General features: G+C 59.6%; 12 protein-coding genes and 5 tRNA genes. 16 read left to right on the top strand and 1 reads right to left on the bottom strand.

All coding sequences use genetic code 11. The annotated features are described in order from the left end of the window. Positions 1–72 precede the first annotated feature (72 nt). From AAAX35_RS00255 to proC, 10 genes are all read left to right on the top strand, one after another. Positions 73–145, top strand: a tRNA-Phe gene (locus AAAX35_RS00255). A 478-nt stretch (positions 146–623) separates the two neighbouring features. After that, positions 624–1,685: a cellulase family glycosylhydrolase gene (locus AAAX35_RS00250; protein WP_117770515.1), complete on the top strand. Its 1,062-nt coding sequence runs from the start codon at positions 624–626 to the stop codon at positions 1,683–1,685. Positions 1,686–1,691: 6 nt separating this feature from the next. Continuing rightward, entirely contained in the window at positions 1,692–2,570 is an 879-nt protein-coding gene (gene rsmI / locus AAAX35_RS00245; RefSeq protein WP_349116349.1) for a 16S rRNA (cytidine(1402)-2'-O)-methyltransferase, read from the top strand. Positions 2,571–2,639: 69 nt separating this feature from the next. Next, on the top strand, positions 2,640–4,241 hold the full coding sequence (metG, locus tag AAAX35_RS00240; RefSeq protein WP_349116348.1) for a methionine--tRNA ligase: 1,602 nt from the start codon (positions 2,640–2,642) through the stop codon (positions 4,239–4,241). Between the two features lie 107 nt (positions 4,242–4,348). Then, the gene (gene rsmA, locus AAAX35_RS00235) at positions 4,349–5,209 is read left to right on the top strand and encodes a 16S rRNA (adenine(1518)-N(6)/adenine(1519)-N(6))-dimethyltransferase RsmA (protein ID WP_349116347.1); all 861 of its coding nucleotides are present in this window, start codon (positions 4,349–4,351) and stop codon (positions 5,207–5,209) included. Further along, positions 5,199–6,116, top strand: a complete 918-nt coding sequence (locus AAAX35_RS00230; RefSeq protein WP_349116346.1) for a TatD family hydrolase — start codon at positions 5,199–5,201, stop codon at positions 6,114–6,116. The genes rsmA and AAAX35_RS00230 overlap by 11 nt, the downstream gene beginning before the upstream one ends. A gap of 43 nt (positions 6,117–6,159) precedes the next feature. Beyond that, positions 6,160–6,246, top strand: a tRNA-Leu gene (locus tag AAAX35_RS00225). A gap of 306 nt (positions 6,247–6,552) precedes the next feature. Next, positions 6,553–7,491 (top strand): SPFH domain-containing protein, encoded by a 939-nt coding sequence (locus AAAX35_RS00220; RefSeq protein WP_349116345.1) that lies wholly within the window; start codon positions 6,553–6,555, stop codon positions 7,489–7,491. Between the two features lie 6 nt (positions 7,492–7,497). Further along, complete coding sequence (gene rlmH, locus AAAX35_RS00215) at positions 7,498–7,968, top strand: 23S rRNA (pseudouridine(1915)-N(3))-methyltransferase RlmH (protein WP_349116344.1); 471 nt, start codon at positions 7,498–7,500, stop codon at positions 7,966–7,968. Positions 7,969–8,041: 73 nt separating this feature from the next. Next, positions 8,042–8,812: a pyrroline-5-carboxylate reductase gene (gene proC, locus AAAX35_RS00210; RefSeq protein ID WP_349116343.1), complete on the top strand. Its 771-nt coding sequence runs from the start codon at positions 8,042–8,044 to the stop codon at positions 8,810–8,812. A 157-nt stretch (positions 8,813–8,969) separates the two neighbouring features. Here the strand turns inward: proC and AAAX35_RS00205 are convergent, their stop codons facing one another. Beyond that, complete coding sequence (locus tag AAAX35_RS00205; RefSeq protein WP_006235069.1) at positions 8,970–9,143, bottom strand: DUF6724 family protein; 174 nt, start codon at positions 9,141–9,143, stop codon at positions 8,970–8,972. Between the two features lie 111 nt (positions 9,144–9,254). Between AAAX35_RS00205 and serS the strand changes: the two genes are divergently transcribed. The 6 genes from serS to AAAX35_RS00175 all read left to right on the top strand — a co-directional run bounded on the left by serS (position 9,255) and on the right by AAAX35_RS00175 (position 14,728). Continuing rightward, complete coding sequence (gene serS, locus AAAX35_RS00200) at positions 9,255–10,538, top strand: serine--tRNA ligase (RefSeq protein WP_349116342.1); 1,284 nt, start codon at positions 9,255–9,257, stop codon at positions 10,536–10,538. A gap of 173 nt (positions 10,539–10,711) precedes the next feature. Next, the gene (locus AAAX35_RS00195) at positions 10,712–11,089 is read left to right on the top strand and encodes a hypothetical protein (RefSeq protein WP_349116341.1); all 378 of its coding nucleotides are present in this window, start codon (positions 10,712–10,714) and stop codon (positions 11,087–11,089) included. 74 nt (positions 11,090–11,163) lie between these two features. Then, positions 11,164–11,240: transfer RNA gene (locus tag AAAX35_RS00190), tRNA-Arg, on the top strand. 354 nt (positions 11,241–11,594) lie between these two features. Then, positions 11,595–11,671: transfer RNA gene (locus AAAX35_RS00185), tRNA-Arg, on the top strand. 158 nt (positions 11,672–11,829) lie between these two features. After that, positions 11,830–11,906: transfer RNA gene (locus tag AAAX35_RS00180), tRNA-Arg, on the top strand. A 440-nt stretch (positions 11,907–12,346) separates the two neighbouring features. Further along, on the top strand, positions 12,347–14,728 hold the full coding sequence (locus tag AAAX35_RS00175) for a hypothetical protein (RefSeq protein WP_349116340.1): 2,382 nt from the start codon (positions 12,347–12,349) through the stop codon (positions 14,726–14,728). Positions 14,729–14,731: the final 3 nt, after the last annotated feature.

The following is a 14,731-nucleotide window of genomic DNA, read 5'->3' as shown; positions in this document are numbered from 1 at the left end:
TCAAATTCTCGGTTGACCGGAGCGCGTCCTTGGTTATACTAATCAAGCCTTGAAACAAGGCACACCTCAAATGGCTGGGTAGCTCAGTTGGTAGAGCAGAGGACTGAAAATCCTCGTGTCAGGGGTTCGATTCCCTTCCCCGCCACCTTGAATTGACTAGGACCTCTGCAAAGGGGTCCTTTTCTTTTATGTAGCCCTTGCACGGAATCGAACCCCGTGAGGGCGCGGAGCTGAGGAAACGCGGTAGCGTTTGCCAGCGCAGCTCGCAAGGCGCGCAAGCGCCGCAGCGGTCCGTCCGCGCGGCGCGCGGACGCGATTCCCTTCCCCGCCACCTTGAATTGGCTAGGACCTCTGCAAAGGGGTCCTTTTCTTTTATGTGGGGTTCCGCGGAAAATGCATCCCAGAATTGGGCTTTAGAGCGGGATGCGCTTTCCGGCGCTTGCTTCCGACGTGCGTGCACATCTCGGCGCACTAGCTCGGGCCCGCCCCAGACATTCCTCCCGCTTTTGCGCCACTTTGCAGACCGTTCGGTCGTCTGTCCGCACGCGCGGGTATACTCAAAACGATACTTTTCCTATGCAATACGATGCAGGTTTGGCCTGCACGATCCGAAGGGGGCAGTGATGGAGAGGATACTCGGCGTTAATCTCTCTGGCTGGTTTATTCCCGAGCCTTGGGTGACCCCGTCGCTATACGCGGCGACCGGTGCATCCAATGCGGCCGAGCTGCAGGAGGCCATGGGCACCGCCGCCTATAACGAGCGCATGCGCCGTCATTACGAGACGTTTGTGAGTGAGGACGATTTTTGCCGCATGGCGCAGATCGGTCTCAATGCCGTGCGTCTGCCGGTGCCCTGGTATGCCTTTGGTTCGCAAGAGTCCGATGCGTCCTACATCTCGGTTGTCGACTACATCGACCGTGCAATTGAGTGGGCAGCCAAGTACGACATCCGCGTGCTGCTCGATCTGGCGACGGTGCCCGGTGGCCAGGGCGATTCCAACGATTCGCCCACCACGCCGGAGGCTGTTGCCGAATGGCATTCGTCCACCAACGGCCGTCATGTCGCACTCGACGTGCTCGAGCGCTTGGCCGATCGCTACGGCGAGGCCGAGAGCCTGCTGGGCATTGAGCTGCTGGACACGCCGCAGATGAGCGTCCGCAAGAGTCTCTTTACCATGACGGACGGCATTCCGGCCCACTACCTGCGCAATTTCTATCGCGATGCCTACGAGCTCGTCCGTTCGTATATGCCCGAGGATAAGATCGTCGTCTTCTCGTCGTCGGGGCATCCCAGCGAATGGAAGCATTTTATGCGCGGCGCCAAGTATAAGAACGTCTACATGGACCTTCACCTGTACCATTACCGCGACGAGTATGCGCTCGACATCACGAGCCCCCGCGGGCTGACGACGGCGATTTCGCGTAACAAGCGCGAGCTTAAAGAAGCGATTTCGACTGGGTTCCCCGTGCTGGTGGGCGAATGGTCGGGCGCGGCGATCTTTGCCAACTCGTCGGTTACGCCCGAGGGACGTAATGCCTACGAGCGTGTGTTTATCGCCAACCAGCTGGCTTCGTTTGCGCCGGCTGCCGGTTGGTTCTTCCAAACGTGGAAGACCGAGAAGCGCATTGCAGCATGGGACGCCCGCGCGGCGCTCGGTACGCTCGAGCGCGGCATGATTGAATAGGTTGATATGACGCAAAACAGCGCCCATACGGGCAAACTCTATGTGGTCGGCACGCCCATCGGCAACTTGGGTGACCTGTCCCCGCGCGTTGGCGAGGCCTTTGCCGCCGCCGATGCCATTTGCTGCGAAGACACGCGTGTGACGTCAAAGCTGCTGATGCACCTGGGCATTTCCAAGCCGCTTGTCCGTTGCGACGAGAATGTGATCGCCAGCCGCGCCGCCGGTCTGGTCGACCGTCTGCTGGCGGGGGAGACCCTCGCCTTTGCCTCGGACGCCGGCATGCCGAGTGTGTCCGATCCCGGTCAGGCGCTGGTCGAGGCAGCGCGTGAGGCCGATGTGCCCGTAGAAGTTATTCCCGGGCCCTCTGCTTGCGTTACGGCGCTCGTTTCGTCCGGCATTCCCTGCGAGCATTTTTTCTTCGAGGGCTTTTTGGGCCGAAAGCACGGCGACCGCGTGCGCCGTTTGCAGCGCCTTGCCGTAGTGCCCGGCGCGCTCATCTTCTATGAGTCTCCACATCGCATCGTGGCGACGCTCGAGGCCGTGGCGGAGGTCTTTTCCCAGCGTGAGGTTGCCGTCTGCCGCGAACTCACCAAGCTGCACGAGGAGGTCTTGCGCGGGCCCGCTGCCCAACTCGCCGAGGAGCTGCGTGCTCGCGGCGAGGTAAAGGGCGAGATTGCGCTGGTCATCGCGCCGCCGAACGAGGATGAGGAGGCCGGTATCGTGCCGGTTGGCGCCGCGGCAGCGGATCCCGACGAGGCCCTGTGCGAGGATATCCGCGCCGCGCTCGAGGAGGGGGAGCCCGCCTCTGCGGTGGCCAAGCGCCTGTCTCAGAAGTATTCGCGCCGCAAGCGCGATGTCTATGCCATGGTGCTCGATATGCAATAGATGGAGGATATCCAGCCCTTGCGCTAGAATCATCCCCTGTATGCAACGTTTTTCTGGAGGACAAACCCCATGGATCAAAGCAAGCCTTCGTTCTTTATCACGACGCCCATCTACTACGTCAACGCCGATCCGCACCTGGGCACGGCTTATTCCACCATCATCGCCGACGTTCAGGCTCGCTATCGCCGCTCCGCCGGCTATAACGTCAAGTTCCTGACCGGCATGGACGAGCACGGCGAGAAGGTCGCCGAGGCCGCAGCCAAGCATGGCATGACGCCGCAGGAGTGGACTGACAGCCAGGCCCCACACTTCAAGGAGCTTTGGAACAAGCTCGAGATTTCCAACGACGACTTCATCCGCACCACCGAGCCGCGCCAGCATCATGCCGTACAGTACCTGTGGGAGCGCATGAAGGAGTCCGGTTACCTGTATAAGGGCAGCTACGACGGCTGGTATTGCGTGCCTGACGAGACCTACTTTACCGATACGCAGGTTCAGAAGGGCGACGAGGAGTACGGCAGCGTCGGCCAGCACCTGTGCCCCGACTGCCACCGTCCGCTTGAGCGCGTGCAGGAGGAGTCCTACTTCTTTAAGCTTTCCGCCTTCCAGGACAAGCTACTCAAGCTTTATGACGAGCACCCCGACTTTGTCGAGCCCGCGTTCCGCATGAACGAGGTGCGCAGCTTTGTCGAAGGCGGCCTTAACGACCTTTCCGTGAGCCGCACGAGCTTTGACTGGGGCATTCAGGTCCCGTTTGACGAGGGCCACGTGACCTACGTGTGGTTCGATGCGCTGCTCAACTATATGACGGCCGTCGGCTACGGTGTCGACACCGACGAGGCGCGTGCCGAGCTGGCCTATCGCTGGCCCGCGCAGTTCCACATCGTGGGTAAGGACATCATCCGCTTCCACTGCGTCATTTGGCCCGCCATGCTCATGGCCATCGGCGAGGCCCTGCCCGAGCACGTCTTTGCCCACGGCTTCCTGACCGTGCGCAATGCCGAGACCGGCAAGGCCGAGAAGATGTCCAAGAGCCGTGGCAACGCTATCGCTCCGCAGGACGTTATCGACATGTTGGGCGTTGAGGGCTATCGCTACTACTTCATGACCGACGTCGTCCCCGGCACCGACGGTGCCATCAGCTTCGATCGCATGGAGCAGGTCTACAACGCCGACCTGGCCAACAGCTGGGGCAATCTGATTTCGCGTTCGCTCAACATGAGCGGCAAGTACTTTGACGGTTGCGCGCCCGCCAAGCCCGCGTCGTTCGACGCGTTCGACAACCCGCTGGCAAAGATCGTCGATGGCCTGGTCGAGCGCTACATGGCCAAGATGGACGTGCTCGATTACGGTGGAGCCAAGGACGAGGTCATGGAGCTCATCCACGCCGCCAACCACTACATCGAGGACTCCGAGCCTTGGGCACTTGCCAAGGACGAGGCCAAGGCTGACGAGCTGGCATTTGTGATCTACAACCTGCTCGAGGCCATCCGCATTGCCGCTCACCTGCTGATGCCGCTCATGCCTCAGACTTCTGCCGAGGCCCTGCGCCGCCTGTCCTGCGAGGACGAGGCCACGAGCGACGACCTTAAGGGCATTTGCGCTTGGGGCTTGCTTGCCGGTGGTCAGCCCGTCGAGAAGGGCGAGCCGCTGTTCCCGCGTCTGGGCTAAGACGCCGCGCGCCATATCGGCAATTTGCTGTTTAGATGTAAGGGCATGGCCGCAACGGTCCATGCCCTTTTGTTTCAAGACGCCGCCACCATGCTAAGGAGGCAACTATGACAACTTCGCCTTTGGCAAACCCCACGGCAACAAGGGAACTGCTGGAGGAGTTTGGCCTTGCGACCAAGCATCGCCTGGGACAGAATTTCCTGATCGACAACCATGTAATTGAGCGCATTTGCGAGCTTTCTGAGCTTGCGGGCGATGAGCGCGTGCTCGAGGTTGGCCCGGGCGTTGGTACGCTTACGCTTGCGCTGCTGCAGGAGGCGGCGTGTGTCACGTCGATCGAGGCCGATCCCGAGCTCGAGCCGGTGCTCGATGCCCACGCCGCCGACTATGCCAACTTCCGCTTTATCATGGGCGACGCGCTCAAGGTGACGCCGGGGCAGATTGAGCAGGCTGCGGGCGGTGAGCCGACGGTGTTTGTCGCGAACCTGCCCTATAACGTGGCAGCGACAATCATTCTGCAGTTCTTCCAGACGATGCCTGCGCTCAAGCGCGCCGTTGTCATGGTTCAAAAGGAGGTTGCCGATCGCATTGCCGCAACGCCGGGCAACAAGACCTATGGCGGCTATACGGCAAAGCTTGGCCTATATGCGCAGGTTACGGGTCGCTTTGAGGTGCCGCCGCGTTGCTTTATGCCGGCGCCGCACGTGGACTCGGCCGTCGTGCGTATTGACCGTGCTGACGGCGTGGTGCCCGAGGGGCTCGATCGCGAGTTTGTGACCCGCGTGATTGACGCTGCATTTGCTCAGCGTCGCAAGACCATCCGCAATTCCATGAGCGCCAATGGTTTTGCCAAGGACGTGCTCGATGCCGCCTTTGTGGCTTGCGATATCGCGCCCACCACGCGCGCCGAGACGCTTGACGTTGCCGACTTTATCCGTCTGGCCCAGGAGCTAATCCATGATGCCTAATGCCGAACGCGTGACGTTTACCAAGAAAAAGAAGACGGTTGCTTGTCCCGTGCCCTTGGCACCGCTTGCCGATACTCATGCGCATCTGCTTTCGTTTTGGGGCAAAGAAGTGCCCGAGACGCTCGTGCGCGCCAAAGCCGCGGGCGTCGACCTGTTGGTGACGATGCTCGACCCCATCGCCGACAAGCGCAGCGTGACGGACTATAGTGACTGGCTCGTGCGCGAAATTCTGCCGATACGGGATATTCCGCAGGTCAAGTATCTCGCTGGCGTTCACCCCTATGGCGCGCCGGATTATACCGACGACATTCACGCACAGGTCGTTGCCGCGCTTGATGACCCTTTGTGCGCCGGTATCGGCGAGATCGGTCTGGACTACCACATGGATTACGACGACGACATCGCACCGGCGCCCCATAGCGTGCAGATTGATTGCATGGCACGTCAGCTCGAAGTTGCCGTGCGCCGCGATGTGCCGGTGGAGCTGCACCTGCGGCACGAGGACTCGGATGGGGAGCGCACCTCGCACGTGGATGCGTACAACGTGCTGCGCGAGGTGGGTGTGCCTCAGGCCGGTTGCGTGCTGCACTGCTTTGGCGAAGATCGCGCCACAATGGAGCGCTTTGTGGGTTTGGGCTGCTATATCGCCTATGGCGGCGCGGCCACCTTTAAGCGCAACGACGACGTGCGCGAGGCATTTGCGGCAACCCCGCTCGATCGCATTTTGTTCGAGACGGATTGCCCGTATATGGCGCCGGAGCCCATTCGTGGTCTTGAGTGCGAGCCGGCAATGATTTCCATCACAGCAAACGCGCTGGTCAACGACCGCGTCGATCGTACCGGCGAGGACGCTGAGGCAATCGCTCGAGCCGCCTGGGAAAATGCCTGCAAACTTTTTCAAAAATAGTTCTTGCGTTCGCGGTGGCGCTCCGTTATTCTAATTCCTGCACGCGGGCGTGGCGGAATTGGCAGACGCGTACGGTTCAGGTCCGTATGGGGGCAACCCCATGAAGGTTCAAGTCCTTTCGCCCGCACCATTAAATGAAAGAGCTCCCAGCAATGGGGGCTTTTTTGTTATGGGCCCATCGTGGGGACTTGAACCTGTGAAGGAGCGAGCGTAAAGAAAACGCGGAGCGTTTTTAGCGAGCTGGCGAGTCCGCCGGCAGGCGGGCGAAGCCGGTGCGGATCCGCGAAGCGGATGCGCGGACGTCCTTTCGCCCGCACCATTAAATGAAAGAGCTCCCAGCAATGGGAGCTTTTTTGTTATGGGCCTCTTGTTGATGTCACGTGGTTGCTTTGTGTGGGTATCCTAGTGCCAACGTGTGCCTATCAGAGGAGAGACCATGCTGCTGTCCGGTATCATTGCCGCCCTTACAAGCCTTCTACTTCCCATCATCATTTTGTTGCTGCTGCTCCCCAACGCCTGCTATGTCGTTGAACAGCAGCATGCCGTGATCATCGAGCGTCTGGGCAAATTTAACCGCATCGTCAACGCGGGCTTCCACATGAAGGTGCCCGTAATCGACCGCAAGGCCGCCACGGTGAGTCTGCGCACCATGAAAAACGGCTTCGGCATCGACGTTAAGACCCAGGACAACGTGACCATCGGCCTTGAAGTCTCTGCTCAGTACCACGTGAGCTATGACATGGGCGCTGGCCCGGCAGATTCGGGCATCTACAAGAGCTACTACATGCTGCAGGAGCCCGTCGACCAGATGCGCGATTTCATCACCGATGCCCTGCGCTCTTCCATCCCTGTCTACACGCTCGATGAGGTCTTTGCCAAGAAGGATGACATCGCCAAGGACGTCAATGCCACCGTGTCCGAGCAGATGGCGGCCTACGGATTCACCCTCGTGTCGACACTCATCACCAAGATCGCGCTGCCGACCGAGGTCGAGAACTCCATGAACGACATCAACGCTGCCCAGCGCAAGCGCGCTGCTGCGCAGGAGCTCGCCGAGGCCGATCGCATCAAGCGCGTCACCGAGGCGACCGCCGAGGCCGAGGCGATGGAAAAGGCGGGCGAGGGCATCGCCAACCAGCGCAAGGCCATCGCGCTGGGCATCAAGGATTCACTCGAGATCATCCAGGAGACGGGTGTCGGCAACGACGAGGCCAACCAGCTGTTCATGTTTACGCAGTGGTCCGAGATGATGACGGAGTTCGCTCGCACGGGTAAAACCTCGACGGTCGTGCTGCCGAGCGATTTCTCGCAGTCGGCCTCGATGTTCGAGCAGATGTTGACCGCCGACAAAGTGCAAAACGATTCGAAGGAGTAGGTGCGCGTGAAGTACACCGTCGTTTGCGTCGGTAAGCTCAAGGAGCGCTTTTGGAAGGACGCGTGCGCTGAGTACACCAAGCGCCTAGGTGCCTATGCCAAGGTGGATATCCGCGAGGTGGCCGATATCGACCCGGCTAAGGCGGGCGGCGTGGATGCCGCGCGCGACAAGGAGGGGGCGGCGATACTTGCAGCCCTGCCGCCTCGAGCGCATGTGATCTTGCTGGCCATTGAGGGCAAAGAGCGCTCGAGCGAGGAGCTTTCGGCGCGGCTCGATGATCTTATGCTGCGTGGTAACAGCGACATCGCCTTTGTGATTGGCGGATCGGACGGTGTGAGCGATGATGTGCGCGAACGAGCCGACGAGATGCTCAGCTTTGGACGCATTACTTTGCCGCATAACTTGGCGCGTGTGGTGCTGCTGGAGCAGATCTACCGTGCCTGCAAGATCAGCCGTGGCGAGCCGTATCACAAATAGGTCGGCAATACGAAACAATGGCGTGGGACAATACCTTTCGTTTTGAGGAATGTGTCTGAAAGGACTATGTAATATGAAGATTGGATTTGTCGGTTTTGGCAATATGGCGAGCGCTATGGCTGATGGCTGGATCGCTGCCGGTGTAGCTGCGAGCGACATGTGCGCCTGCGCGGGTCGCTACGACGCACTGGTTGAGCGCTGCGAGGCGCGCGGCATGGTCGCCTGCCACGATGCCGCCGAGGTTGTCGCCGCATCTGATATCGTGGTTGCCGCGGTCAAGCCGTACATGATCGAGAAGGTCTTCGCTCCGCTCAAGGACGCTCTAGCCGACAAAGTTGTCCTTTCGGTCGCCTGGACTTGGGATAGCGCCAAGTGGGAGCAGGTCCTGCCGGGTGTTGCGCACATCTCGACGGTGCCCAACACGCCGGTTTCGGTGGGCGAGGGCGTCATCGCTTGCGAGAAGTCCTCTACGCTCAACGGCGAGCAGCGTGCCGCGGTGCTCGACCTGCTCGGTAAGCTTGGCACTGTCGTCGAGCTCGACACGAGCCTGCTGTTTGTGGGCGGTACCGTGGGCGGATGCGCACCGGCATTTGTCGCCATGGCGATCGAGGCCCTGGGCGACGCGGCCGTCAAGCACGGCATTCCGCGCGCCGATGCCTATCGCATTGTGAGCCAGATGGTGCTGGGCACGGCAAAGCTGCAGCTTGCGACTGGTCAGCATCCTGCGGCGATGAAGGATGCCGTATGCTCGCCCGGCGGTGCCACCATCAAGGGCGTCGTCGCGCTCGAGGACGCCGGCATGCGCAGCGCCCTGGTCAAGGCCATCGACGCCACCCTCCAGTAAAACCCGCCATTTAGGGACAGGTTTATTTTGGCAGGTTTTTCCTGCGGTTTTGTCGCATGTGCGAAAAGCGCCCCGCAACTGGCTCAATTCCAGTTGCGGGGCGCTTGCGTTTGCCCAGATAAAACCGACCAAAATAAACCTGTCCCTTTTTGGCAGGTTAGTCCCAGAAGCTGTCTTCCTCATCCTCGGACTTGGGCCCGCGGTCGACGTACATCTTATGGGTGCGCTTCTCCATTACAAAGGCAAGAATCGCAAACAGCAGGATGCCGCCGGCGAAAAGGATGGCAAAACCGGTGCGGGTGCCAAACAAAAAGGAAAAAACTGCGTCCATTGGGTGCCTTCTTGCGTAGTTGAGTTGGGTCGTAAACGCTCATAAGTATATACTTGCCCATACATGTACAAGGTTGCAACCTAAATGGAATGTATATCGCCGGAGGATCTAATGCTTGATATCAAGTTTGTTCGCGAGAACCCCGATGCCATCGATACCGCCATGGCTAACCGCCAGACGTCTTGGGATCGCGAGAAGTTCTTTGAGCTCGACGACGAGCGCCGTGCCGTCATCACCGAGGTCGAGGAGCTCCAGGCCACGCGTAATGCCGAGTCCAAGAAGATCGGCGCCCTGATGAAGGAGGGCAAGAAGGACGAGGCCGAGGCCGCCAAGGAGGCCGTGCGCGCCGTCAACGAGAAGATTGACGGTCTGGCCGAGCGCCGCACTGCTCTCGAGCAGGAGCAGTACGACTTTATGGCTCACTTGCCCAACATCCCTTGCGAGGCCACTCCGTTTGGCAAGGACGAGGACGAGAACATCGAGCGCCGTCGTTGGGGCACCCCGCGTGAGTTCGACTTCGACTTTAAGCCGCACTGGGACCTGGGCACCGACCTTGACATCCTCGACTTCGAGCGCGGCAACAAGCTCTCCGGCAGCCGCTTCACCGTTCTCGGTGGCGCCGGCGCCCGTCTGGAGCGCGCCCTCATCAACTTCTTCCTCGACACGCACACCAGCCGTGGCTTTAAGGAGTGGTGGCCGCCTATCGTCGTCAAGCGTCAGACCATGTTTGGCACGGGTCAGCTGCCTAAGTTCGAGGACGACGCCTATCACGTCTCGGGCGATAACTTCCTGATCCCCACCGCCGAGGTCGTGCTTACCAACCTGCACGCTGGCGAGGTTCTCGACGCCGACACCCTGCCGCGCCGCTACACTGCCTTCACTCCCTGCTTCCGTGAGGAGGCCGGCTCCGCCGGCCGCGACACCCGCGGCATCATCCGCCAGCACGAGTTCGACAAGGTCGAGATGGTCAAGTTTGCCAAGCCGGAGGAGTCCGACGAGGAGCTCGAGAGCATGACCGCCGAGGCCGAGTACCTGCTGCAGCAGCTGGGCCTTCCTTATCGCGTGATTAGCCTGTGCACCGGCGACCTTGGCTTCTCTGCCCGTCAGACCTACGACATCGAAGTCTGGCTGCCGAGCTACAACGCTTACAAGGAGATCAGCTCCTGCTCCAACTGCGGCGACTTCCAGGCCCGTCGCGCCAATATCAAGTATCGCGACCCCGAGAATTTCAAGGGCTCGCGCTACCTGCACACCCTCAACGGTTCCGGCCTGCCGGCTGGCCGCACCATGGCCGCCATTCTGGAGAACTACCAGAACGTCGACGGCACCATCACGATCCCCGAGGTTCTTCGTCCTTACATGGGCGGCCTCGAGAAGATCGAGCCGGTCGCGTAGGTTGCCTGCATAAGCGATTTGCAAGGGCGCTCCTTTCCGGGGCGCCCTTTTTGTGCGCGGAGCTTTACCATATCGTGCGGACAGCTCAATAGAAAACACACGAACAAACGTTCTGTATACAGTCATCTACCTGCTATGCTTTTACTTGATACGGGTGAGAGAAAGGGGATGCAATGGATCTGTTTGACGAGCGGATGATTTTGTTTGAAAGCGATGAAGGTGGGGAGCACCTACTAGTTACGTGTGAGCCATCCGGTATGGGTGGTTTGGTGGTGCGGCAGACGAGCGAGGGTCCGTTGACCCAATGGTGCTTTGAGGAGTCGCCGCATGTGGTCGAGACCTTTGTGACGCACGAGGGGCTTGTGGCGCTTGAGCAGTTCTATGGAGTTGGGACTTCTAAGCAGGTTGCGCGCATGTTGAGTATCTCGTTTGCCGATTATGACTGTGCCCAGCGCGTGCGCTCGCTTTTGAGGGAGCTCGGTGCTGGGTTCGATGTGGTTGAAAAACCGATTGATCGCATGGGGGACGCCGGCGCATGCGGAGCTGCGTGAGGAACATATTCTCAAAAAAGTTTGAGATTGTGCTTGACTCCAATAAGCTAAAGTGGTTTTATATGTCTTGCGCTGCGGCGTTACCTCAGCTGGATAGAGGGTCTGACTACGAATCAGAACGTCATAGGTTCGAATCCTATACGCCGCACCAATTGAAATCGAAAGCCTCCGGTAACGGGGGCTTTTCTTTTAGGCAGACGCCGCATGGATTCGAGCCTCGGTCGAGGCGCGAGCGTGAAGCGGACGCGGAGCGTCCGTAGCGAGCGGGCGAGCACGCCGGCAGGCGGGCGAAGCCGGCGCGGATCCGCGCAGCGGATGCGCGGAATCCTATACGCCGCACCAATCGAACTTGAAGCCTCCGGCAACGGGGGCTTTTCTTTTATGGCAACACCGCACGGATCCGAACCTCGGTCGAGGCGTGAACAGCCTAATCACCGCTCCGTAAAATTTTTTCAAATTGTCGCTTGACCCATCGGTGGCTCGCGTGCATAATAATCCGTGCGTTGCGGCGTTACCTCAGCTGGATAGAGGGTCTGACTACGAATCAGAACGTCATAGGTTCGAATCCTATACGCCGCACCAATTGACTTTAAAGCTCCCGGCAACGGGAGCTTTTCTTATATCGCGATGCGTCGAAGATTGCATCAAGTGGTCAAAAATGAGTAAAAATTAAATTTGATAACTTTTTTCGAAAAGTGCTTGACCAATATTCAGTCCATGTGCATAATAATTAACAAGTCGCGGCGTTACCTCAGCTGGATAGAGGGTCTGACTACGAATCAGAACGTCATAGGTTCGAATCCTATACGCCGCACCATTTGAACTTAAAGCCTCCGGTAACGGGGGCTTTTCTTTTATGGCGGCATCCCATGGATTCGAACCTCGGTCGAGGCGCGAGCGTGAAGCGGACGCGGAGCGTCCGTAGCGAGCGGGCGAGCGCGCCGGCAGGCGGGCGAAGCCGGCGCGGATCCGCGCAGCGGATGCGCGGAATCCTATACGCCGCACCATTTGAGCTTGAAGCCTCCGGCGACGGGGGCTTTTCTTTTACGCCGGCACTCGATATTTGATACGCGACCGGAATCGTGCACCTCCGCCCGCGGGAGACTATTTCTTATCGACTCGTGTAAGATTCCGAGTAGGTGTCGCGGCCCATCCGCGACCGCTCCTTCTCTCGACGACCGATCAGGGTGATATTTCGTGGCAGAGCGTCCGACATACAAGCTCAGATTTCTCGACCCCAAAAAGCGTTTTCCATCGATGCCAGAGCAGCCTGCGGGGCGCTCATATGGTGTTGTCTGGAAAGTCTTTGGCGAGGACCCCAAAGAGTCGTGCTATGTCGTTGAATTTGTCGGCAAAACTCACATATCGCTCTTGGGCTACGTGAGCGTGTCGGGCAAGGTTTATAAGGTTGATCGTCCTGTTCGGGAAGTACCGTTGCCCGAGGACCCTGACATGGAGCTGGTCCTTCACGAGTCCGATTCCAGTATTGGCGAGATTATGGTGAGGGAAGCCAACGGTGCAATGCGCGCTTGTGCACGAACTGCCGGCTCCCCCGAAGGTCCCATGCGCGAGCAGTCCGACTACGAGACATGGAATTCGACCCGCGCCCTTCCTTTCGGCGAGTTCATGGCCTCGATGTTCTTGCGCTACGTGATATTTGCCAACTCCGAAAGCGCTATTGCGAACACGGCGGGCGTCGACGGTCTCGATGCAGGCATGCAAAACGTTGTCGACAAGATCAAACTCGTAAAGTTGCCCGAGCCGGTCGAGGTGTTTTTGGGCTTTGACACGGCACCGCTCCCCGATGCTATCGAGACGCTGCTTTACCGTGTTGACCATGCCGAGAATCCGAGCGGTATCGAGCGTTATGCCGCCGCCCTGATGAGCGAGATCGACTTGCCCCGCCTGCGCACCATTGCTGCCAAGTCCGAAATGAGCCTAGCGCGCATTGACCGCTCAAAGCTGTTCTATCTCAATTTTGATCGTAGCCTGCTGGACCAGGACGAGATTGACATGCTGCTTGCTATCGAGTGCCGTCTCAACCGCCTCTCCGGCATCCTTGAGCGCATTGGGGCCGGATTGGTCCCAGCGGCATCCTCGCCGAGTCTTGAGGGCTGCGCGCTCTTTGACGCGTGGCATATCGCCAAGACGACCAACGATGTTCCCCGACTGCTCGATACGGCCTCGAGCGACAACCCGTGGGGCAAACCGGGAACGGTAGCTTGCCGGCCGGGCGGTGAGTGGGATGTGCGCAGCCGCTTCGCGCGTATTGTCGAGGCACTTAACGTGGTCACACGGCTCGACTATACCTATCGGGCAAACGTTGCCGAGGGGATTATGCTCGTTCGGTTTGGACACTCTGTCGTGGATGCCATGCCACAACGTGAATACGACGCTCAGGATGATGTCTGGCGCGAGTTGGACGAGAACGCGCGTGTGATTTGGGCCGCGGAGCACGACGCGCGCGTGGCGCTTACGCTTGCGGCGGCGTGTTTTGCCGCAGGTGCCTGCATTGCGCGCTGCTATGTTCAGATTGCGGTTCCCGACGGCGAGCAGGGCGAGCGCGTCATTGCAACATATTCCTTTGGGCGTGCGGCCTATCTGGCCAATTGCGTGCCTGTCGCCAAGGATCTTGAGAGCATGGATATGGACGATATGCCGTGCAAGCGCATGCTTGAGGCATATGAGTCGGACGCGCCGGATGCGATTGAGCCTGCAGAGGTTCACGCTCGCCCGCGTGACGACCACCGTTCGCTACCGCCGGCGTTGCGCGACCTGCTGCTTGCCGATACGGCTGATGAGCTCGAGGTCATGGAGATGGACGATGACCCGTATGTGGCGCGCGTCGTCGAGTTGCGCGAGCAGGCAAAAGTTGACCGTGCAAGCGCGTTTGAGGGTTTCTCCCGTCTTGTTGAGGAGTTGGAGGCTAAGTGCGCCGTTGCCGAGCTTTTGGCAACGGGTCCGGTTCAGACGCAGTTTTGCGACAACCAGCTGGTGCGTATGGTGCTGCCGGTAATGGAGGAAGATCGCTCGGTGCGCATCCTACGTGCTCCCGATGCGCTGTACTTTGCCCAGCACGAGATCTGCAGTTATTACGCCGAGCAGGAGGATTTTGAACGGGCATTGCCCGAGGTGCGTCGTCTTTACGATCTGGCTCGCTCGTCCATGCAGTCGCACTTTGCGCTCATCAACGTGCTGGCGCGCCTGGAGCGCTTTGACGAGATTATCGAGGTGGCGCGCCACGGCCTGCGCATTGCCAGTGACCGTTCCGCAATCGGTTATCTGTTCTATCGTCTGGCGTTTGCCTATTGGAACTGCGACCAGCTCGAGCTCGCGTTGGCGTGCTACCGCCTCGTGCCGCGCGGCGAGGAGTCGGGTAGCAGCGCGCTGGAGGAAATGCAGGGCCTTATGAACGAGATGGGCGTCAATGAGCCGCCGACGTTCGAGGATGCGGTTGAGACCATCCGGAAGGCCGGGCTCGAGCTGCCTCCCGTGTCCGCCGTGACCAACCAGCTGGCGGATGCCGCCGTGCAGCTGGTCGATAACGGCTTCTTTTTCCTGGCGCGCGTCTGCATCTTCCAAATGTGGCGCACCATGGGTAACGATGAGCTCGGCTCCCTCAGTCGCTCGCTGGGGTAGGGG

Origin of the sequence: Collinsella sp. CLA-ER-H11 (genome assembly GCF_040092445.1) — a bacterium.
Lineage (GTDB): Bacteria > Actinomycetota > Coriobacteriia > Coriobacteriales > Coriobacteriaceae > Collinsella.
The sequence above is the reverse complement of the archived record's forward strand: the minus strand, read 5'-3'. Positions and strand labels throughout refer to the sequence as shown.

What these genes read in the sequence shown, in the direction of transcription:
- AAAX35_RS00250 (WP_117770515.1), top strand. Translation starts at nt 624, where the DNA reads ATGGAGAGGATACTCGGCGTTAATCTCTCTGGCTGGTTTATTCCCGAG.
- rsmI (WP_349116349.1), top strand. Translation starts at nt 1,692, where the DNA reads ATGACGCAAAACAGCGCCCATACGGGCAAACTCTATGTGGTCGGCACG.
- metG (WP_349116348.1), top strand. Translation starts at nt 2,640, where the DNA reads ATGGATCAAAGCAAGCCTTCGTTCTTTATCACGACGCCCATCTACTAC.
- rsmA (WP_349116347.1), top strand. Translation starts at nt 4,349, where the DNA reads ATGACAACTTCGCCTTTGGCAAACCCCACGGCAACAAGGGAACTGCTG.
- AAAX35_RS00230 (WP_349116346.1), top strand. Translation starts at nt 5,199, where the DNA reads ATGATGCCTAATGCCGAACGCGTGACGTTTACCAAGAAAAAGAAGACG.
- AAAX35_RS00220 (WP_349116345.1), top strand. Translation starts at nt 6,553, where the DNA reads ATGCTGCTGTCCGGTATCATTGCCGCCCTTACAAGCCTTCTACTTCCC.
- proC (WP_349116343.1), top strand. Translation starts at nt 8,042, where the DNA reads ATGAAGATTGGATTTGTCGGTTTTGGCAATATGGCGAGCGCTATGGCT.
- AAAX35_RS00205 (WP_006235069.1), bottom strand. Translation starts at nt 9,143, where the DNA reads ATGGACGCAGTTTTTTCCTTTTTGTTTGGCACCCGCACCGGTTTTGCC.
- serS (WP_349116342.1), top strand. Translation starts at nt 9,255, where the DNA reads ATGCTTGATATCAAGTTTGTTCGCGAGAACCCCGATGCCATCGATACC.
- AAAX35_RS00195 (WP_349116341.1), top strand. Translation starts at nt 10,712, where the DNA reads ATGGATCTGTTTGACGAGCGGATGATTTTGTTTGAAAGCGATGAAGGT.
- AAAX35_RS00175 (WP_349116340.1), top strand. Translation starts at nt 12,347, where the DNA reads ATGCCAGAGCAGCCTGCGGGGCGCTCATATGGTGTTGTCTGGAAAGTC.